The sequence below is a fragment of the Amycolatopsis bartoniae genome (genome assembly GCF_014191255.1).
GTDB classification, from domain to species: domain Bacteria; phylum Actinomycetota; class Actinomycetes; order Mycobacteriales; family Pseudonocardiaceae; genus Amycolatopsis_E; species Amycolatopsis_E bartoniae.
Window position 1 is genome coordinate 843499 of the sequence record NZ_JACHWH010000001.1, and the last position, 20477, is coordinate 863975.

The 20477-nt window shown below is 68.3% G+C and carries 20 protein-coding genes; 19 read left to right on the forward strand and 1 reads right to left on the reverse strand.

All coding sequences use genetic code 11. The features are described 5' to 3' along the window. Positions 1–26 precede the first annotated feature (26 nt). From nusG to rplA, 3 genes are all read left to right on the forward strand, one after another. Entirely contained in the window at positions 27–848 is an 822-nt protein-coding gene (nusG, locus tag FHX82_RS04155; RefSeq protein ID WP_145933215.1) for a transcription termination/antitermination protein NusG, read from the forward strand. A 77-nt stretch (positions 849–925) separates the two neighbouring features. Then, a complete protein-coding gene (gene rplK, locus FHX82_RS04160) occupies positions 926–1357 on the forward strand; it encodes a 50S ribosomal protein L11 (protein WP_091505061.1) in 432 nt (143 codons plus the stop codon). A gap of 77 nt (positions 1358–1434) precedes the next feature. Further along, on the forward strand, positions 1435–2154 hold the full coding sequence (gene rplA, locus FHX82_RS04165) for a 50S ribosomal protein L1 (protein ID WP_145933214.1): 720 nt from the start codon (positions 1435–1437) through the stop codon (positions 2152–2154). Between the two features lie 59 nt (positions 2155–2213). Here the strand turns inward: rplA and FHX82_RS04170 are convergent, their stop codons facing one another. After that, positions 2214–3041 (reverse strand): hypothetical protein, encoded by an 828-nt coding sequence (locus FHX82_RS04170; protein ID WP_145933213.1) that lies wholly within the window; start codon positions 3039–3041, stop codon positions 2214–2216. Positions 3042–3313: 272 nt separating this feature from the next. Between FHX82_RS04170 and rplJ the strand changes: the two genes are divergently transcribed. The 16 genes from rplJ to rpoB all read left to right on the forward strand — a co-directional run bounded on the left by rplJ (position 3314) and on the right by rpoB (position 20391). After that, the gene (rplJ, locus tag FHX82_RS04175) at positions 3314–3856 is read left to right on the forward strand and encodes a 50S ribosomal protein L10 (protein WP_145933212.1); all 543 of its coding nucleotides are present in this window, start codon (positions 3314–3316) and stop codon (positions 3854–3856) included. 42 nt (positions 3857–3898) lie between these two features. Next, positions 3899–4285 (forward strand): 50S ribosomal protein L7/L12, encoded by a 387-nt coding sequence (gene rplL, locus FHX82_RS04180; protein ID WP_145933211.1) that lies wholly within the window; start codon positions 3899–3901, stop codon positions 4283–4285. A 93-nt stretch (positions 4286–4378) separates the two neighbouring features. Continuing rightward, entirely contained in the window at positions 4379–4603 is a 225-nt protein-coding gene (locus FHX82_RS04185; RefSeq protein ID WP_145933210.1) for a hypothetical protein, read from the forward strand. After that, positions 4600–4935 (forward strand): type II toxin-antitoxin system PemK/MazF family toxin, encoded by a 336-nt coding sequence (locus tag FHX82_RS04190; RefSeq protein ID WP_221215332.1) that lies wholly within the window; start codon positions 4600–4602, stop codon positions 4933–4935. Before FHX82_RS04185 ends, FHX82_RS04190 begins: the two co-directional genes overlap by 4 nt. Before the next feature lie 186 nt (positions 4936–5121). Continuing rightward, positions 5122–6264 (forward strand): ABC transporter ATP-binding protein, encoded by a 1143-nt coding sequence (locus FHX82_RS04195; protein WP_145933209.1) that lies wholly within the window; start codon positions 5122–5124, stop codon positions 6262–6264. After that, complete coding sequence (locus FHX82_RS04200; protein ID WP_183176470.1) at positions 6261–7055, forward strand: MlaE family ABC transporter permease; 795 nt, start codon at positions 6261–6263, stop codon at positions 7053–7055. The genes FHX82_RS04195 and FHX82_RS04200 overlap by 4 nt, the downstream gene beginning before the upstream one ends. A gap of 2 nt (positions 7056–7057) precedes the next feature. Further along, a complete protein-coding gene (locus FHX82_RS04205; protein ID WP_145933208.1) occupies positions 7058–7897 on the forward strand; it encodes an MlaE family ABC transporter permease in 840 nt (279 codons plus the stop codon). Beyond that, the gene (locus tag FHX82_RS04210; protein WP_145933207.1) at positions 7894–9228 is read left to right on the forward strand and encodes an MCE family protein; all 1335 of its coding nucleotides are present in this window, start codon (positions 7894–7896) and stop codon (positions 9226–9228) included. Before FHX82_RS04205 ends, FHX82_RS04210 begins: the two co-directional genes overlap by 4 nt. Beyond that, the gene (locus FHX82_RS04215; protein ID WP_145933206.1) at positions 9225–10250 is read left to right on the forward strand and encodes an MCE family protein; all 1026 of its coding nucleotides are present in this window, start codon (positions 9225–9227) and stop codon (positions 10248–10250) included. Before FHX82_RS04210 ends, FHX82_RS04215 begins: the two co-directional genes overlap by 4 nt. Beyond that, positions 10247–11233 carry an MCE family protein gene (locus tag FHX82_RS04220; protein WP_145933205.1) on the forward strand — a complete coding sequence of 329 codons (987 nt, stop codon included), beginning with the start codon at positions 10247–10249 and terminating at the stop codon, positions 11231–11233. The genes FHX82_RS04215 and FHX82_RS04220 overlap by 4 nt, the downstream gene beginning before the upstream one ends. Beyond that, entirely contained in the window at positions 11230–12408 is a 1179-nt protein-coding gene (locus FHX82_RS04225) for an MCE family protein (RefSeq protein WP_145933204.1), read from the forward strand. The genes FHX82_RS04220 and FHX82_RS04225 overlap by 4 nt, the downstream gene beginning before the upstream one ends. Then, positions 12405–13616 (forward strand): MCE family protein, encoded by a 1212-nt coding sequence (locus FHX82_RS04230; RefSeq protein WP_145933203.1) that lies wholly within the window; start codon positions 12405–12407, stop codon positions 13614–13616. The genes FHX82_RS04225 and FHX82_RS04230 overlap by 4 nt, the downstream gene beginning before the upstream one ends. Then, positions 13616–14875, forward strand: a complete 1260-nt coding sequence (locus tag FHX82_RS04235) for an MlaD family protein (protein ID WP_145933202.1) — start codon at positions 13616–13618, stop codon at positions 14873–14875. The genes FHX82_RS04230 and FHX82_RS04235 overlap by 1 nt, the downstream gene beginning before the upstream one ends. A 36-nt stretch (positions 14876–14911) precedes the next feature. Continuing rightward, on the forward strand, positions 14912–15520 hold the full coding sequence (locus tag FHX82_RS04240; RefSeq protein ID WP_145933201.1) for an Rv1363c family protein: 609 nt from the start codon (positions 14912–14914) through the stop codon (positions 15518–15520). Between the two features lie 22 nt (positions 15521–15542). Continuing rightward, positions 15543–16424, forward strand: coding sequence for a hypothetical protein (locus tag FHX82_RS04245; protein WP_145933200.1), 882 nt, complete (start codon positions 15543–15545; stop codon positions 16422–16424). A gap of 466 nt (positions 16425–16890) precedes the next feature. Next, positions 16891–20391 carry a DNA-directed RNA polymerase subunit beta gene (gene rpoB, locus FHX82_RS04250; RefSeq protein WP_145933199.1) on the forward strand — a complete coding sequence of 1167 codons (3501 nt, stop codon included), beginning with the start codon at positions 16891–16893 and terminating at the stop codon, positions 20389–20391. The last annotated feature ends 86 nt before the right edge of the window (positions 20392–20477 follow it).

Here is a 20477-nt window from a genome sequence, read left to right on the forward strand (position 1 = left end):
CAAGCGATCAAGTGAGAGGACGGAACGTGACCTCCGAGAACGGTCTGACAGCCGGCGACGAGTTTGACGAGCCGGTGGACCCCGCGAACGAGGCGGGCGAGGCCGCCGACACCGCGGAGACCGGCGCCGAGGCGCAGGCCGACCTCGAGCCGACCGCGGCGGACACCGCCGACGACGACGCCACCGAGGACGCCGCCGCCACCGAGGCCACCGAGCCCGAGGCGGACGACGAGGACCCGGTCGCCAAGCTCCGCAAGGAGCTGCAGTCGCTGCCCGGCGAGTGGTACGTCGTGCACTCCTACGCCGGGTACGAGAACAAGGTCAAGAACAACCTCGAGACCCGGACGCAGACCCTGGACGTCGAGGACTTCATCTTCCAGATCGAGGTGCCCACCGAGGAGGTCACCGAGATCAAGAACGGCCAGCGCAAGCAGGTGCAGCGCAAGGTGCTGCCCGGTTACATCCTGGTCCGGATGGAGCTCAACGACGCGTCGTGGGGCGCGGTGCGCAACACCCCGGGTGTCACCGGCTTCGTCGGCGCCACCTCCAAGCCGTCGCCGCTGACCGTCGACGAGGTGCTGAAGTTCCTGGCGCCGAAGGTCGAGAAGCCGGCCCCGGCGAAGGCCAAGGGCGAGGCGGCCGCGGCCGAGACCAGCCTGGGCGGCGCGCCGGTCGAGGTGGACTTCGAGGTCGGCGAGTCGGTCACCGTCATGGACGGCCCGTTCGCCACCCTGCCCGCGACGATCAGCGAGGTCAACGCGGACGCGCAGAAGCTGAAGGTGCTGGTGTCGATCTTCGGCCGCGAGACGCCGGTCGAGCTGTCGTTCAACCAGGTCTCCAAGATCTGACGGCCCGGTAGACTGGGACGTTGGCCCTCGGGCGCAGGCAGGCGCCCGGGGTACGCAGTAGTGAATAGGAACTAGGAATGCCACCCAAGAAGAAGAAGCTTGCAGCGATCATCAAGCTGCAGATTCAGGCGGGTGCCGCGAACCCGGCTCCGCCGGTCGGCCCCGCGCTGGGTCAGCACGGCGTCAACATCATGGAGTTCTGCAAGGCCTACAACGCCGCCACCGAGTCGCAGCGCGGCAACGTGGTGCCGGTCGAGATCTCCGTGTACGAAGACCGGTCGTTCGACTTCAAGCTCAAGACCCCGCCGGCCGCGAAGCTGCTGCTGAAGGCCGCCGGGATCGAGAAGGGCTCCGGCGAGCCGCACAAGACCAAGGTCGCGAAGGTGACCTGGGACCAGGTGCGTGAGATCGCGGAGACCAAGAAGAGCGACCTCAACGCGCTGGACATCGACCAGGCAGCCAAGATCATCGCGGGTACGGCCCGTTCGATGGGCATCACGGTCGAATAAGCACGACGAACAGTGGGAGGGCCAGGCGCTGGCCCGGACCACGACTGATCCACTTTTTTCGTAGTTAAGGACAGAGCATGGCAAAGCGCAGCAAGGCCTACCGCCAGGCCTCCGAGCTGGTCGACCGCGAGCGGCTGTACGCCCCGCTCGAGGCGGCGAAGCTCGCGAAGGAGACTTCCAAGGTCAAGATGGACGCCACGGTCGAGGTGGCCGTGCGTCTCGGGGTCGACCCCCGCAAGGCCGACCAGATGGTCCGCGGCACCGTGAACCTGCCGCACGGTACGGGCAAGACCGCTCGCGTGATCGTGTTCGCCGTCGGTGACAAGGCCGCCGAGGCCGAGGCCGCCGGCGCGGACGCGGTCGGCACGGACGAACTGATCGAGCGCATCCAGGGTGGCTGGCTCGACTTCGACGCCGCGATCGCGACGCCGGACCAGATGGCGAAGGTCGGGCGCATCGCCCGCATCCTCGGCCCGCGTGGCCTGATGCCGAACCCGAAGACCGGCACCGTGACCCCCGCGGTCGCGAAGGCCGTCGCCGACATCAAGGGCGGCAAGATCAGCTTCCGGGTCGACAAGCAGGCCAACCTGCACCTCGTGATCGGCAAGGCGTCGTTCGAGCCGGAGAAGCTGGTGGAGAACTACGCGGCCGCGCTGGACGAGATCCTGCGGGTCAAGCCCTCCGCCGCGAAGGGCCGCTACCTGAAGAAGGTCGTCTTCTCGACCACGATGGGCCCGGGTATCCCGGTCGACCCGGCACGCACCCGCAACCTCCTCTCGGAGGACGCGAACGCCTGACGGCGACAACGTCACGACCGGCCGGTCTCCCCACCCGGGAGGCCGGCCGGTTTCGTCTGTCAGGACGTCGGCGAGGCGGCCGTGGTCGGAGGCGCGCAGGTGCGCGGGCCGGGCTCGTGGCCCGTGATCAGCCACTGGCCCTTGTCGACCTGCTGCACCGTGAAGACGCCCAGCGCGGGACCGCCGCTGACGCCGAACGCGCAGGAGTCGATGGTGATCGTGGTGCCCTGCTGGCCCGAGACGTAGCTCGGCAGGGACTCGGCGTAGTCGTTGACGTTCGTGACCCGCGTCTTCAGGTCCAGCACCGCCGCCTGGCAGTCCGCGTACCCGAGGTCCGTCGCGAACTTCTGCTGCACCGGGATGTCGAAGTACCCGCACGCCAGGTCCGGCCGCCCCTGCGCGACCTGCTGGTACACCTTCCGCACCGCCTCGTACGGCTGCGTCGAGAGAATCTTGTTGGCGTGGTACGTCCCGCCACCGGTCTCCGACGCGGGGCGGTCGTCGTCCTGCGGCGGGAAGAAGTGGTCGTACAGCAGCTTGCCCGCGACGCCCAGCACGGCGAGGAAGATCAGCGCCGACAGCACCGACGCGAGGATCCGCTTCACGAACCGCGGCATCCGGACCTTCGGCCGCGGGCTCGGCGCCGGCGGCGCCACCTGCACCTGCCCGCCCGGCGGCGGCACCGGCGGCCCGCCGGACCCCGGCACGACCTGGCCGCGCTGCTGGGCCTCGGTGTAGCGCAGGTAGTCCTGGAACTGCTGGAACTGCTGGAACTGGCGCAGCTGCTCGGGATCGAGCTGGGGCGCCGACTGCACGTGCGGCGGCTCGGCGGGCCGCGCGCGCTCCAGTTCGCCGTGGTCCTCGGACTCGTCACGCTGCTCGGGCACCCGCTCATGATGCCCGCCCGGTCCCGCCGCTGACCACCGGGAGCGGGTGTGTATGCTGGACGACGGTTCTACCGAAGACCGCTGGTCATCCACACACCGTGTGGAACGAAGGTCCCGCATCCGCCGGGCGGCCCGCGCAGGAGGAACGAGGCATTTCCGGGTGCGCCCTCGCGGCCGCCCTGCACGCCCCGCGCCTTGCTGCGCCGGGGCGTTTCGTCGTTTGAGGGCCCCTCGACCGGCCGGTGGTCACCAGCCAAGAGAGGAGGCGAGGAATGGCGAAGCCCGACAAGGTGTCGGCGGTCGCCGAGATCGCGGACAGCTTCCGCGGGAGCTCGGCCGCCGTGGTCACCCAGTACAACGGCCTCTCCGTGTCCCAGCTGAGTCAGCTGCGCCGCGCTCTCGGCACCAGTGCCAAGTACCGGGTCGCGAAGAACACCCTCGTCAAGCGCGCCGCTCAGGACGCCGGGCTCGAGGGTCTCGAAGAGCTGTTCGTCGGTCCGACCGCCATCGCCTTCGTCGAGGGTGAGCCGGTCGACGCCGCCAAGGCGCTTCGTGACTTCGCGAAGGACAACAACGCGCTTGTCATCAAGGGCGGCTACATGGATGGCCGCGCCCTCACTGTCGACGAGATCAACCAGCTGGCCGATCTCGACAGCCGTGAGGTCCTGCTCGCCAAGGCGGCGGGCGCGTTCAAGGCGAAGCTGTCCCAGGCCGCCGCGCTGTTCCAGGCGCCGGCGTCCCAGGTGGCCCGTCTGGCTGCCGCGCTGCAGGAGAAGCAGCAGGGCGGCGACGCCGAGGCACCGGCCGAGAGCTGACTTTTCACCACCCCCCGAACCCAGTAAGAAAGGACCGCCATCATGGCGAAGCTGAGCACCGAAGAACTGCTCGACGCTTTCAAGGAGCTGACCCTGCTCGAGCTCTCGGACTTCGTGAAGAAGTTCGAGGAGACCTTCGACGTCACCGCCGCCGCGCCGGTCGCCGTCGCGGCCGCCCCGGGTGCCGCTGCCGCCGCCCCGGCCGAGGAGGAGAAGGACGAGTTCGACGTCATCCTCGAGGGTGCCGGCGACAAGAAGATCCAGGTCATCAAGGTCGTCCGCGAGGTCGTCTCGGGCCTGGGCCTGAAGGAGGCCAAGGACCTCGTCGAGGGCGCGCCGAAGCCGATCCTGGAGAAGGTCGACAAGGACGCCGCCGACGCGGCGAAGGAGAAGCTCGAGGCCGCCGGCGCCAAGGTGTCGGTCAAGTAGTTTCTTCCGCACTCCGGAATTCGAGGCGGGCATCCCGAGAGGGGTGCCCGCCTTTTTCTTGCCTTATCTGCATCCGCCGTGCATGCTGGGCGTATGCAGACCAGTATGCGTGTCGCTCAGGAGAATCGGGACAGGCTCGCCAGGATCGCGGAATCCGAACTCGGCGGTGCCACGCTCGACGAGGCGCTCCGCGTGTTGCTCTTCGAACACGAGTCGCGCCGGGCGCTCGCCAAGTTGGCTGCGGATCCGGAGATGGCCGATGACTACCTCCGGGAGAGCGCTGAACTGGCCGAAGTGGACACCGAGGTCGCCGAGTGACCCGGACGGTCTGGCCTTGGCAGGTGTGGTGGGCGAACTTCGATCCTCAGGTCGGCCGAGAGCAGGCGGGGCAGCGGCCCGCCGTGGTGGTGGGTTCCGCGTTCGCCTGTGAACTGCCGAACGACCTCGTCTTGGTGGTGCCCTGCACCACCAAGGACCGAGGTCTTCCTTTCCAGCCGCGACTCGAGTCGCTGGGCAAGCCGAGCTTCGCCATGTGTGATCAGCTGAAGTCGATCAGCCGCAGTCGGTTGGTGAAGCAGCACGCCGCGCGCCTCGACAAGCCGGAAATCGAGGCGATCCGCTTCGTCCTGCGGCGGCTGATCGAGGTCTGAGTCCTCACCGGACAGTCGTTCCGCCAGGAATGACCGGCTTCTTTCGTCACCTGGTTTGTGGATTGCGAAACTCGTGAGTAACCTCCACGTCGCCCTGCTCGTTGGGTCACAAGAGGCGGACGCGCTCACCGTGCGCAACCTGTTTAGGGTGTGTGAGCCGTCACCGTAGGAGCTCCGGGAGGTGCGATGGGTGCCGAGGTGGTCATCGAGGGTCTGACGAAGTCGTTCGGCAGACAGACCATCTGGCGGGACGTCACGCTGACCCTGCCCCCGGGCGAGGTCTCCGTGATGCTCGGGCCTTCGGGGACGGGCAAGTCCGTCTTCCTGAAGTCGATGATCGGGCTGCTCAAGCCCGACCGCGGCAAGTGCATGATCAACGGCGTCGACATCGTCACCTGCAGCGAGCACAAGCTCTACGAAACCCGAAAATTATTCGGAGTTCTGTTCCAGGACGGCGCGTTGTTCGGGTCGATGAACCTGTACGACAACGTCGCCTTCCCGCTGCGCGAGCACACCAAGAAGTCCGAGACCGAGATCCGCCGCATCGTGCTGGAGAAGCTGGAGATGACGGGTCTGGCCGGTGCGGAGAAGAAGCTCCCCGGCGAGATCTCCGGCGGTATGCGCAAGCGCGCCGGGCTCGCCCGCGCGCTGGTGCTGGACCCCGAGATCATCCTGGTCGACGAGCCGGACTCGGGCCTGGACCCGGTGCGCACCACGTACATCAGCCAGCTGTTCCTGGACGTGAACGCACAGAGTGACGCCACGTTCCTGATCGTCACCCACAACATCAACCTCGCCCGCACCGTGCCGGACAACCTGGGCATGCTGTTCCGCAAGGAGCTGGTCATGTTCGGCCCGCGCGAGGTGCTGCTCACCAGCGAGGAGCCGGTGGTCAAGCAGTTCCTCAACGGCCGCATGGACGGTCCGATCGGCATGTCCGAGGAGAAGGACCAGGCGCAGATCGCCGCCGAGCAGGCGATGTTCGAGGCGGGCCACCACGCGGGCGGCGTCGAGGAGGTCACCGGCATCCCGCCGCAGATGCAGCCCGCGCCCGGGCTGCCGACCCGCCAGGGTGCGATCCGCCGCAAGGACCGCGTCATGCAGATCCTGCACACCCTGCCGCCCGCCGCGCAGGAGGGGATCATCGAGTCCCTCAGCCCGGAGGAGCAGGAGCGCTACGGCGTGCACCCGCACCGCGGTGGCTACCAGGACCCGCCGACCATCAACACGACGCCGGTCGCGCCGCACCACCGCGGTGAGCTGCCGAGCGAAGAGGTGGCCCGCATCCCGGGCGCCCACCGGCGGACCCAGGGACCGGGTGACTCATGACCTCGTCGGCCTCTCCAGCCAAGATCCCCGGAGTCGGGATGCTGCGGGAGACCGGGAAACTGTTCGCTCTCGGGCTGGACATCATCCGCGGGTTCTTCCAGCGGCCGTTCCAGATGCGCGAGTTCATCCAGCAGTCCTGGTTCATCGCTAGCGTCACGATCCTGCCCACCGCGCTGGTCGCCGTCCCGTTCGGCGCGGTCATCTCGCTGCAGTTCGGTTCGCTGGCCCGCCAGCTCGGCGCGCAGTCCTACACCGGTGCCGGCAGTGTGCTGGCCACCGTCCAGCAGGCCAGCCCGCTGGTGACGGCGCTGCTGGTCGCGGGCGCGGGCGGCAGCGCGATCTGCGCCGACATCGGCGCCCGCACCATCCGCGAGGAGATCGACGCGATGGAGGTGCTCGGCGTCTCCGCGGTGCAGCGGCTGATCGTGCCGCGCGTGCTCGCGTCGATGCTCGTGGCGCTGCTGCTCAACGGCATGGTCAGCGTGATCGGCGTGCTGGGCGGCTACTTCTTCAACGTCGTGCTGCAGGGCGGGACGCCGGGTGCGTACCTGGCGAGCTTCTCCGCGCTCGCGCAGCTGCCGGACCTGTGGGTCGGTGAGCTCAAGGCCCTGATCTTCGGGTTCATCGCCGCCGTGGTCGCGGCCTACCGCGGGCTGCACCCGTCCGGTGGGCCGAAGGGCGTCGGGGACGCGGTGAACCAGTCGGTGGTCATCACGTTCCTGCTGCTGTTCGTCGTCAACTTCGTGATCACCCTGGTCTACCTGCAGATCGTGCCCGGAAAGTTGAGCTAGCCATGGCGACGTTCGGCCAGACCGCGAAACGCATCGCGAACCGGCCCCTTGAGGTGCTGGACAACTTCGGCGACCAGATGTCGTTCTACATCCGGGCGCTGGCGTGGACCCCGCGGACGTTGCGGCGCTACACCAAGGAAGTGCTGCGGCTGCTCGCCGAGGTGAGCTTCGGCTCGGGCTCGCTCGCCGTCATCGGCGGCACCGTGGGCGTGATGATCGGGCTGACGCTGTTCACCGGTGTGCTCGTCGGCCTGCAGGGCTACTCGGCGCTGAACTCGATCGGCACCTCGGCGTTCACCGGGTTCCTGACCGCGTTCTTCAACACCCGCGAGATCGCGCCGCTGGTCGCCGGGCTCGCGCTGTCGGCGACCGTCGGCGCGGGCTTCACCGCGCAGCTGGGCGCGATGCGGATCTCCGAGGAGATCGACGCGCTCGAGGTCATGGCCGTGCCGAGCCTGCCGTACCTGGTGACCACGCGGATCATCGCCGGGTTCGTCGCGGTGATCCCGCTGTACATCATCGGGCTGTTGTCGTCGTACCTCGCGTCGAGACTCGTGGTCATCTACATCTACGGCCAGTCGGCGGGCACGTACGACCACTACTTCGACCTGTTCCTGCCACCGCAGGACGTGTTCTACTCGTTCATCAAGGTCCTGATCTTCAGCGTGGTCATCATCCTGACCCACTGCTACTTCGGTTACCGCGCCTCCGGCGGCCCCGCGGGTGTCGGTGTCGCGGTGGGCCGCGCGGTGCGGCTGAGCATCGTCACCGTGGCCATCATCAACTTCTTCGTCGGCTTCGCCATCTGGGGTACCTCGACGACGGTGAGGATCGCGGGATGAAGACGTTGCGCCGCAGGCTGCTCGGGCTGCTGCTGATCGCCGTGCTCGTCGGCGGGGTCACGCTGAGCATCGCCATGTACAACAACGCCTTCACCTCCTACGTGGACGTGAAGCTGGACGCGAGCGACATCGGCAACCAGCTGCTGGAGCAGTCCGACGTCAAGGTGCGCGGGCTGATCGTCGGCTCGGTGAAGTCCATCGACGCGAAGCCCGACGGCGCGGAGCTGACCCTGGCACTGGACCCGGAGTCGGCGAAGCTGATCCCCGCCAACGTGTCCGCGCGGTTCCTGCCGAAGACGCTGTTCGGCGAGCGGTACGTGTCGCTGGAGATCCCGCAGGACCCGTCGGCGAAGACGCTGCAGAACGGCGACGTGATCCCGGAGGACCGCACGCAGGACGCGGTGCAGCTGTCCAAGGCGCTCGACGACCTGCTGCCGGTGCTGCAGGCCGTGCAGCCGCAGAAGCTCTCCGCGACCCTGACCGCGATCTCGACCGCGTTGCAGGGCCGCGGTGACGAGCTCGGCCAGACGCTGTCGGACCTCGGGCAGTACCTCGACGGCCTCAACCCCCACCTGCCGCAGCTGCAGCACGACCTGCAGTCGCTGGCGAAGTTCTCCGGCAACCTCAGCAACACCGCGCCGGACCTGGTGCAGACGCTGGACAACCTGTCCACCACGAGCAGGACCATTGTGGACGAGCAGCAGAACCTGCAGGCGTTGTACGGCAACGTGACCGCCGCTTCGCAGACGCTGCAGTCCTTTGTGGCCGCGAACTCGGACAACATCATCACGCTGTCCGAGAGCTCCCGGCCGACGGCGGAGCTGCTCGCGAAATACGCGCCGGAGTACCCGTGCTTCCTCGGCGAGATGTCGAACCTCATCCCGCGGCTGAACCAGGCGTTCGGCCAGGGCACGGACCAGCACGGCCTGCACGCGACGCTGGAGATCGTGGCCAACCGCGGCCCGTACGTGGCCGGCCGCGACGAACCGCGGTTCGAGGACAAGCGCGGCCCGCGCTGCTACGACTTCCAGAACGGCCCGGACCCGTTCCCGCAGTACCCGCCGGACGGCCCGTTCAAGGACGGCAGCCAGCCGACCCCGGCCTCGCGCAGCGCGAGTGACGGGCTGGTGCCGGCCAACACCACCGCGACCGCGGGCGGCTACAACGGCAGCGGCACGACGGCGGGCAACCCGGCCAACACCCCGGCCGAGCAGGACTTCCTGGACGTGCTGGTCGGCCCGCAGGTGGGGCTGACCGCCGACGAGATGCCCGGCTGGAGCGGCCTGCTGGTCGGTCCGCTCTACCGCGGGACGGAGGTGACGATCCAGTGAGGGGCCTCGCCGCACCGCTGATCAAGCTGACGATCTTCATCGTCGTGACCGTGTTGTTCACCGCGGTGCTCGGCATCAGCATCGCGAACATCAACACCAGCAGCACCAAGGGTTACAGCGCGCGGTTCAGCGACGCGACGCTCGTGATGGCCGGTGACGACGTGCGCATCGCGGGCGTGCGCGTCGGGCAGGTGACCGACGTGAAGATCGTCGACCGCAGGCAGGCGCAGGTGGACTTCGAGGTCGACTCGGACCGCACGCTGCCCGCCGACGTGACGGCCACGATCAAGTACCGCAACCTCGTCGGGCAGCGGTACATCTCGCTCGGGCAGGGCACCGGCGACGGGACCAAGCCGCTGAAGCCCGGCGCCACGATCCCGCTCGACCACACCACCCCGGCACTCGACCTCGACCAGCTGTTCAACGGCTTCAAGCCGCTGTTCGCCGCGCTCAACCCGGACGACGTGAACAAGCTGTCCTACGAGATCATCCAGGTGATGCAGGGCGAGGGCGGCACCATCGACAGCCTGCTCGCCCACACGGCGTCGCTGACCAGCACGATCGCACAGAAGGACCAGGTCATCGGCGAGGTCGTCGACAACCTCAACAGCGTGCTCGACACCGTCAACGCGCACACCCCGCAGCTCAACACGCTGATCGTCAACCTGCAGCAGCTCGTCACGGGGCTCGCGCAGGACCGCAAGCCGATCGGTGACGCGATCGACGCGCTCGGCGGCCTCGCGGACACCACCGCCGGCCTGCTGGACAAGGCGCGGGCGCCGCTGAAGGACGACATCGCCGCACTCGGAGTGCTCAGTGACAACCTCAACGACAACCAGGCGCTGGTGGAGCACTTCATCCAGTACCTGCCGCAGAAGGTGACCGCGTTGACGAGCACCGCCGACTACGGGTCCTGGTTCAACTTCTTCCTGTGCTCCACCGAGGGCGACGTGACAGTGCCCCTGGTCGGGGCGATCAACGTCCCGCTCACGACGTCGGGCAACGGGCGGTGCACGGGATGAAGAGCTTCCAGCAGCGCAACCCCGTCCCCATCGCCGTCGTCGGGCTCGTCCTGATGGTGCTGGGCCTCGTCGTCGCCCTCAACGCCGACGACCTGCCGATCATCGGCGCGGGCACCACGTACAGCGCGGACTTCACCGAGGCGGCCGGGCTCAAGCCGGACGACGAGGTGCGCGTGGCCGGCGTGAAGGTCGGCAAGGTGACCGACGTCGGCCTGGACGGCGCGCAGGTCAAGGTGTCGTTCAAGGTCAAGAACGCGTGGCTGGGCGACAAGACCAGCGCGGCGATCAAGATCAAGACCCTGCTCGGGCAGAAGTACCTCGCGCTCGATCCGGTGGGGGACCGGACGCTCGACCCTGGCACCACGATCCCCAAGGAACGCACGCTCGCGCCCTACGACGTGCTCGACGCGTTCCGCGACCTGTCGACCACGGTGGACCAGGTCAACACGCAGCAGCTCGCGCAGAGCTTCGACACCCTGTCGCAGACGCTGTCCGGCACCCCGGACGACGTGAAGGGCGCGCTGTCGGGGTTGCAGCAGTTGTCGGACACCGTCGCCAAGCGCGACACCCAGCTCTCGCAGCTGCTCGCGAACACCCGGCAGATCAGCCAGACGCTGGCCAACCGCGACCAGGAGCTGACGAAGCTGCTGACCGACGGCAACCAGCTGCTCGACGAGATCTCCCAGCGCGAGCAGGCCATCTCGACGCTGCTGACCGGCTCGCAGGAGCTGTCGAAGCAGCTCAAGGGCCTGATCGACGACAACGACAAGCAGCTGACGCCGGTGCTGGACTCGCTCGACCAGCTGACCTCGATGCTGCAGCGCAACCAGGACTCGCTGGCGCAGGGCCTCGCGCGGTTCGCGCCCTACATCCGGGTGTTCACCAACACGGTCGGCAACGGGCACTGGTTCGACAACTACATCTGCGGGCTGCTGCTGCCCTCGACCGGCCCGTTGAACCAGGAGGGGTGTAACCAGCAATGACGGACACCCGCTTCGGACAGTCGCTCGCCCGCGGCGTCGCCATCGCCTGCGTGCTCGGGCTCGTCGTCGCCGGCGTGCTGTGGTGGACGCTCAAAGACGCCAACAAGAAGCACCTGACGGCGTACTTCCCCAGCGCGATCGGCCTGTACGTCGGCAACAGCGTGCGCGTGCTCGGCGTCGACATGGGCACCATCACCGGCGTCCAGCCGATGGGCAACCAGGTGCGCGTCGAGATGGAGTACGACCGCTCGATCGCGATCCCCGCCGACGCGCAGGCCGCGATCATCGCGCCGTCGCTGGTCAGCGACCGGTACGTGCAGCTCGCCCCGGCCTACACCGGCGGCAAGGTGATCGACGACGGCGCCACGATCCCGCTGAACCGCACCGCGGTACCGGTCGAGGTCGACGACCTGTACTCGAGCCTGGACAAGATCAGCCAGGACCTCGGGCCCAACGGCGTCAACTCCAACGGCTCGCTGTCGGACCTGCTGAACACGCTCGCGAAGAACTTCGACGGCAACGGCGAGTCCCTGCACGACACGATCACCAAGCTCAGCCAGCTGTCGACCACGTTGTCGGGCAACAAGGAAGACCTGTTCGCGACCATCCAGAACCTCGCGCAGTTCTCCCAGACCCTCGCCGACAGCGACGGCCAGGTGCGGCAGTTCGAGTCGAAGCTGGCCGACGTCAGCGGCTATCTGGCGGGGGAGAAGGACAACCTCGCCGCGACGGTGCAGCAGCTCGGTACCACGCTGGGCATGGTGCAGGAGTTCATCGACTCCCACCACGACAAGCTGCGGACCAATGTGGACAACCTGGCGAGCGTCACGAAGGTGCTGGTGGACCAGCGGAGCGCGCTCGCGCAGATCCTCGACGTCGCGCCCGTCGGCCTGAGCAATGTGATCAACGCCTACAACGGCTCGTCCGGCACGCTGGACGCGCGGCCGAACCTCAACGAGCTGACCCAGCCGCCGTTGGTGATGATCTGCGGCTTCCTCAAGCAGGCGGGCCAGCTGGGAGCGGTCGGGACCCTGTGCGATTCGGTCGCCGGACTCCTCGACGGCACGCTGAAGCTGCCTTCGCTGGCGCAGACGGCGTACGCGCTGCAGCACGGCCAGCTGCCGCCGCTGCCGCTGCCGTTCGTCGACCTGGTCGGAACGGGGGCGCAGCAGTGAAGCGCAGCATCGCACTGACCGCACTCGGCGCCGTCGCCGCGCTGACGCTGGCGGGCTGCGGGTTCGGCGGCATCTACGACGTCCCGCTGCCCGGCGGCGCCGACCTCGGCGACCACCCGTACACGGTGAAGGCGCAGTTCCAGGACGTGCTCGACCTGGTGCCGAAGTCCGGCGTGAAGGTCAACGAGGTCGCGGTCGGCCGCGTCGAGTCCATCGGGCTCACCCCGGACGGCTGGCACGCCGAGGTGACCATGGAGATCAACGGCGACGTGAAGCTGCCCGCGAACGCGCTGGCCAACATCCGCCAGTCGAGCCTGCTCGGCGAGAAGTACGTCGAGCTGACCTCGCCCGGCGACGACCTCGCGCAGGGCGCGCTCGCGAACAACGCCGAGATCCCGCTGGCGCGCACCAACCGCAGCGTCGACGTGGAAGAGGTGCTCGGCGCGCTGTCGATGCTGCTCAACGGCGGCGGGGTCGAGCAGATCAACACGATCACCAAGGAGCTCAACTCCGCGACGGAGGGCCGCGAGCCGGACATCCGCAACCTGCTGAACAACGCGAACCAGCTGGTGACCACGCTCGACAAGCAGTCCGCGGACATCACCCGCGCCCTCGACGGGCTCAACCGGCTCTCGTCCACCCTGGTCACGCAGAAGGACCAGCTGGCGAACGCGATCGACAACCTGGGACCCGGGCTCGGTGTCCTGGAACAGCAGCGCACCCAGCTCGTCACGATGCTCCAGGCGCTGCGGAACCTGTCGGGGGTCACCGTCGACACGATCAACAAGAGCCAGGAGGACCTGGTCGCCGACCTGCGCGCGCTGCTGCCGACGTTGCAGAAGCTCGGCGAGGCGGGCTCGGACCTGCCCAAGTCGCTGGAGCTCCTGCTGACGTTCCCGTTCACCGACTCCGCGATCCCGGGCGCGAAGGGCGACTACTTCAACCTGTACGCGAAGGTCGACCTGAACCTGCAGACGATCCTGCAGAACCTGGGCCGCAGCCGGGACAACCCGCTGTCCGGGATCCTGCCGCAGAACCTCGCGGGCGGGACCTCGTCGGACGGCACCGGCGTGCCGCTGCCGCTCCAGATCCCCGGCACGTCGAGCAGCGGCACCTCGCCGGGCACGACGGGGAGCACGGGGAACAGCCAGCAGTCGCAGTCCGGGCTCGCCGGCCTCTTCGGCCTGCTGTCGGGGGGAGGTGCCTGATGCTGGTCCGCAGGACGAAGATCCAGCTGATCGCGTTCCTGGTGATCTCGGTCGTCGCGGTCGTCTACGCGCTGATCCGGTTCGCCGGGCTCGGGCAGGTGTTCGGGCAGCACGGCTACACCGTGAAGCTGGAGCTCAACCAGTCCGGTGGCATCTTCACCGGCGCCGAGGTGACCTACCGCGGTTACGACATCGGGCGCGTCGGGCAGCTGCGGCTCACCGCGAGCGGGCTCGAAGCCGACCTGAACATCGACCCGGACACCCCGTCGGTGCCCGCGGACCTGCAGGCCGTCATCGCCGACCGGTCGGCCGTCGGCGAGCAGTTCGTCGACCTGCGCCCGACCGGCACCACCGGGCCGGTCCTCAAGGCGGGCTCGGTCATCCCGGCCGCGAAGACCCAGACGCCGATCGGCACCGAACAGGTGATCAACGACCTCGACGGGCTCGCGCGGTCGGTGCCCACCGACGCGCTGCGCACGGTCGTCGACGAGTCGTACAACGCCTTCAACGGCACCGGCACCGACCTGCAGGTGCTGCTCGACACGCTGCGGGACTTCACCAAGTCGGCGCAGGACAACCTGCCGCAGACCGTGCAGCTGCTCGGCGCGGGCGGGAAGGTGCTCGACACCCAGAACGCCGAGGCGTCGAACATGGCGGAGTTCAGCAAGAACCTGAACGAGCTGTCGGCCACGCTGAAGAGCTCGGACGGCGACCTGCGCAAGCTCATCGACGTCACCCCGGGTGCGGCGCAGTCGCTCAACCAGCTGATCACCGACACCGGGCCGGGACTCGGGGCGCTGGTCGCGAACCTGCTCACCACGTCGAACGTGCTGCTCACCCGTCAGGACGGCATCGAGCAGCTCATGGTGAGCTACCCGGCGCTCGCGGCGGCGTCCTACAGCGTGGTGCCCGGCGACGGCACCGCGCATCTGGGGCTCGCCCTCAACCTGTTCAACCCGCCGTCCTGCACGAAGGGTTACCAGGACCCGAGCCAGTACCGGACGGGCGGGGACACCACGGAACGCGAGCCGGACTGGAACGCCTACTGCGCGGAGCCGACGGGCAGCCCGATCGACGTCCGCGGCGCCCAGAACGCGCCGTACAACGGCGTGCCGGTGGCGCCGAACCAGCAGCAGCTGGCCGCCAGTGCCGACCGGCCGCAGCAGCAGCTGGCCGAGCTCGCCGGGACGCCCGGCGTCACCGGCTCGCCCGCGGTCACCATCACCAGCCTGTCGTCCCTGCTGGGGCTGCCCGGCTGACGGGGACGACACACCGTCTATCTACTCTGGAGAGTTATGAGCGCCGAGGACGCCGAGGACCGGGACCTGCCCGAGGCTCCGGCCGCGGAGACCACGGAGACCGCCGAGCGGGACGGTTCCGGGGACGCCAGGCTGGGCCGCTACCTGCTGTGGGGCTCGGCGGTGCTCGCGGTCGCCGCGCTGGCGACGGCCGCGATCTTCGGCATCCGCTGGTGGTCGGCGTCCGGCAGCGACGACGTCGCGCTCGCGCAGGCCCGTGACAAGGTCGCGCAGCAGGGCGCGGTCGCGGTCAAGGCGTTCACCGAGCTGGACTACACCAACCCGGACGCGTACTTCCAGAAGCAGCTGGACGTCTCCACCGGGGACATGCAGACGCAGATCAAGAACTCGGAGCAGACCTACCGCCAGGCGATGACCGACGCGAAGACCAAGGTCACCACCACAGTGCAGGACATCGGGGTCGAGGAGCTCGACGACCACGAGGGCAAGGCCAGCTTCCTGGCAGCGATCAGCACCCTCGTCACGAAGGAGGGGCAGCAGCCCGCGGCCAAGCCGCTGCGGCTGGAGGTCCAGATGACCCGCGTCGGCGAGGACTGGAAGGTCTCCTCGATCGGGTCGGTGCCGCTCGTCAGCAGCGGTCAGTAGCGTCGCAGGAACGGAGTTCGTAGTGCCATCCAGCAACCCCGGCCGTCCGCAGCCGGTGCGGCGGCCCAAGGTGGCGGGTCTGCGCCGCCCCTCGCCGAGCCCGCGCCCGCGGGACGCCGAGGAGACGACCGAGCCTGCCGAGACCACCGAGGCCGAGGCCGTCCGGCCGAGTCCGCGCCCGAAGGCGCGGGACGAGGGCGCGCCGAAGCCCTCGGACTACGCCGAGGCCGAGGCGGCGGTCAGCGAGCCGGAGCCGGAGCCGGAGCCGGAGCCGGAGCCGGGCGAGCGTCGCGCGCGCAACCCGTTCGTCATCGCCGGGGCGCTGTTCGGCCTCGCGCTCGTGCTCGTCGGCTTCGCGGTGTGGTTCGCGATCGAGGGCAACAAGCTCGACTCGGCGACGTCCAACACCGCGCTCGTGGACGTCGCGCGCACCTCGCAGGTGAACCAGGCCGCCACGAGCGCGGCGGAGACGCTGTTCTCCTACGACTTCAACGACATCGCCAAGACGCAGAACGCCGCGAAGGACCTGCTGCTCAACGACGACGTGCGGGCGACGTACGACAGGCTGATGGGCGAGGTCGAGCGCTTGGCGCCGCAGCAGAAGATCGTGGTCACGGTGAAGGCGACCCGCAGCGCGGTGATCATGCTGCAGGGCGACCGCGCCAAGGTCATGGTGTTCGTCGACCAGACGGCGACGCGCACGGACCAGAACCAGACCTCCAGCGGCAGTGCGCAGCTGTGGCTGAACATGCAGTACACCGGTGGCAAGTGGAAGGTGTCGGCGCTCAACACGTACAACTCGGAGAACCCGGCGACCACCAGCCCGGCCCCGAGCAGCGCCCCGCCGGCGAGTAGTCAGGCCCCCGCGAGCAGCAGCAAGGCCCCGGCGACGCCGTCCCGCTGACCCGGCGGGAAACCCTCGCGAAGACAGCGCCCCGATGATCGTCGGGGCGCTGTCCTTTTCCGCCGAGTGATCCATCCGCGCGGCCCGCGGGCCGCGGAAACAGCAGGTCACGACGGGTGGATCACCCGGTGTGCACGGCGCGAGCACATTGCGCCAACCGGCGGGTTGAGGGCGTGGCATCTTGACGGAACGGCGCCGGGGGGTCACGCTTACTGGCGACGGCACCGCCCTGCGGGAGGGCGAAGCTGGAGGCATACCTGAAGACGGTGTGATCGAGATCTGGGCCCCATCGGGAGCGCCCCTCGACAAGACACGTCATTCGGGCTAGACTGCTTCTTTGCGCTGCCCTCTTTCAGGCTGCCCGGGCACGGCAGTTAGGATAGTGGGCACCACGGCACCCCTGACAGTCGCTTTAGCAGTTGCTATCGCGGCTGCTCACCGCTCATTGTCCCCGGAAGGACGCATCTTGGCAGTCTCTCCCGCGAACCAGGCCACTGCTGCGACCACCTCTGCTGCATCCCACTCGAACCCCCAGGGAATCCCCGGAGCCCCGCTGCGGGTCTCCTTCGCGAAGATCCGCGAGCCGCTCGCCACGCCCAATCTGCTCGACGTGCAGATCCAGTCGTTCCAGTGGTTCACCGGTGACGAGAAGTGGTTCCAGCGCCGTGTCGAAGAAGGCGAGGAGAACCCGGTCGGCGGCCTCGAAGAGGTCCTGAACGAGATCTCGCCCATCGAGGACTTCCAGGGCTCGATGTCGCTGTCCTTCTCCGACCCCCGCTTCGACGAGGTCAAGGCTTCCGTCGAGGAGTGCAAAGACAAGGACATGACCTACGCGGCTCCGCTGTTCGTCACCGCGGAGTTCGTCAACAACAACACCGGCGAGATCAAGAGCCAGACCGTCTTCATGGGTGACTTCCCCGTGATGACCGACAAGGGCACCTTCGTCATCAACGGCACCGAGCGTGTCGTGGTGTCCCAGCTGGTCCGCTCGCCCGGCGTGTACTTCGACCAGGCGATCGACAAGACGACCGACAAGGACGTCTTCAGCGTCAAGATCATCCCGAGCCGCGGTGCCTGGCTGGAGTTCGACGTCGACAAGCGCGACACCGTCGGCGTCCGCATCGACCGCAAGCGCCGCCAGCCCGTCACGGTGCTGCTGAAGGCGCTGGGCTGGACCACCGAGCAGATCCGCGAGCGTTTCCACTTCTCGGAGACCCTGCTCGCGACGCTCGAGAAGGACCACACCGCCGGCACCGACGAGGCGCTGCTCGACATCTACCGCAAGCTGCGCCCGGGCGAGCCGCCGACGAAGGAGAGCGCGCAGACCCTCCTGGAGAACCTGTTCTTCAAGGACAAGCGCTACGACCTGGCCAAGGTCGGCCGCTACAAGGTCAACAAGAAGCTCGGCCTGTCGATCCCGATCGAGACCGGCACGCTGACCGAAGAGGACATCGTCACCACCATCGAGTACCTGGTCCGCCTGCACGCGGGCGAGGTCAAGATGGGCGAGGGCGAGCACGAGGTCCCGGTCGAGGTCGACGACATCGACCACTTCGGCAACCGCCGCATCCGCACCGTCGGCGAGCTGATCCAGAACCAGATCCGCGTCGGCCTCTCGCGCATGGAGCGCGTGGTCAAGGAGCGGATGACCACGCAGGACGTCGAGGCGATCACCCCGCAGACCCTGATCAACATCCGCCCCGTGGTGGCGGCGATCAAGGAGTTCTTCGGCACCTCGCAGCTGTCGCAGTTCATGGACCAGAACAACCCGCTGTCGGGCCTGACCCACAAGCGCCGCCTCAACGCGCTGGGCCCCGGTGGTCTGTCCCGTGAGCGCGCCGGCATGGAGGTCCGCGACGTCCACCCGTCGCACTACGGCCGCATGTGCCCGATCGAGACGCCGGAAGGCCCGAACATCGGCCTGATCGGCTCGCTGTGCTCGTACGCGCGGGTCAACCCGTTCGGCTTCATCGAGACGCCGTACCGGAAGGTCGTCGAGGGCCGGGTCACCGACCAGATCGACTACCTGACCGCCGACGAGGAGGACCGCTTCGTCAAGGCGCAGGCCAACGCGCCGCTGACCGACGACGGCCACTTCGCCGAGGACCGCGTGCTGGTCCGCCGGAAGGGCGGCGAGGTCGAGCTGATCGACCCGATCGACGTGGACTACATGGACGTGTCGCCGCGCCAGATGGTGTCGGTCGCCACGGCGATGATCCCGTTCCTCGAGCACGACGACGCCAACCGCGCGCTGATGGGTGCCAACATGCAGCGCCAGGCTGTGCCGCTGCTGCGCAACCAGGCGCCGTACGTGGGCACCGGCATGGAGCTGCGCGCCGCGATCGACGCCGGTGACGTGCTCGTCGCCGAGCAGGCGGGTGTGGTGGAGGAGCTCTCCGCCGACCTGATCACGATCATGCACGACGACGGCACGCGGAAGAGCTACGGACTGTACAAGTTCCGCCGCACCAACCACGGCACCTGCTTCAACCACCGGCCGATCGTGAACGAGGGCGACCGGGTGGAGAAGGGCCAGGTCATCGCGGACGGGCCGTCCACCGAGAACGGCGAGATGGCGCTGGGCAAGAACCTGCTCGTCGCCGTCATGCCGTGGGAGGGCCACAACTACGAGGACGCGATCATCCTCTCCGAGCGGCTCGTGCAGGACGACGTGCTCACCTCGATCCACATCGAGGAGCACGAGATCGACGCGCGCGACACCAAGCTCGGTGCCGAGGAGATCACCCGGGACATCCCGAACGTCTCCGAAGAGGTGCTGGCCGACCTGGACGAGCGCGGCATCATCCGCATCGGTGCCGAGGTCCGCGACGGCGACATCCTGGTCGGCAAGGTCACGCCGAAGGGTGAGACCGAGCTGACCCCGGAGGAGCGCCTGCTGCGGGCGATCTTCGGTGAGAAGGCCCGCGAGGTCCGCGACACCTCGCTGAAGGTGCCGCACGGCGAGACCGGCAAGGTCATCGGCATCCGCGTGTTCTCCCGCGAGGACGACGACGAGCTGCCCCCGGGCGTCAACGAGCTGGTCCGCGTCTACGTGGCCCAGAAGCGGAAGATCCAGCCGGGCGACAAGCTCGCGGGCCGGCACGGCAACAAGGGCGTTATCGGCAAGATCCTGCCCGCCGAGGACATGCCGTTCATGGAGGACGGCACCCCGGTCGACATCGTGCTGAACACCCACGGTGTGCCGCGACGGATGAACATCGGCCAGATCCTCGAGCTGCACCTGGGGTGGCTGGCCTCGCAGGGCTGGAAGATCGAGGGCGAGCCGGAGTGGGCCAAGGGCCTGTCCGAGGAGCTCTACGACGTCGACCCCGGCACCAACACCGCGACCCCCGTGTTCGACGGCGCGAAGGAGGAGGAGCTCACCGGTCTGCTGGCCTCGACCAAGCCGAACCGCGACGGCGAGCGGCTCGTCCGGCCGGACGGCAAGGCGGTGCTGCTGGACGGCCGCTCCGGCGAGCCGTTCCCGTACCCGGTGGCGGTCGGCTACATGTACATCCTCAAGCTGCACCACCTGGTCGACGACAAGATCCACGCCCGGTCCACCGGCCCGTACTCGATGATCACCCAGCAGCCGCTGGGTGGTAAGGCGCAGTTCGGTGGTCAGCGCTTCGGTGAGATGGAGTGCTGGGCGATGCAGGCCTACGGCGCGGCCTACACGCTGCAGGAGCTGCTGACGATCAAGTCCGACGACGTGGTCGGCCGCGTGAAGGTGTACGAGGCGATCGTCAAGGGCGAGAACATCCCGGACCCGGGCATCCCGGAGTCGTTCAAGGTGCTGTTGAAGGAGCTGCAGTCGCTCTGCCTCAACGTGGAGGTCCTGTCCTCCGACGGTGCGGCGATCGAGATGCGCGACTCCGACGACGAGGACCTCGAACGCGCCGCGGCCAACCTCGGCATCAACCTGTCCCGCAACGAGTCGCCCTCCGTGGACGACATCGCGCAATGACCCAGCCGCCGGTGTGCGGGGCCACCTCCCGCGGCCCCGCACACCGGTAGCCGACCCCTCTAGCCACATCTACCCCAAGGGGATGC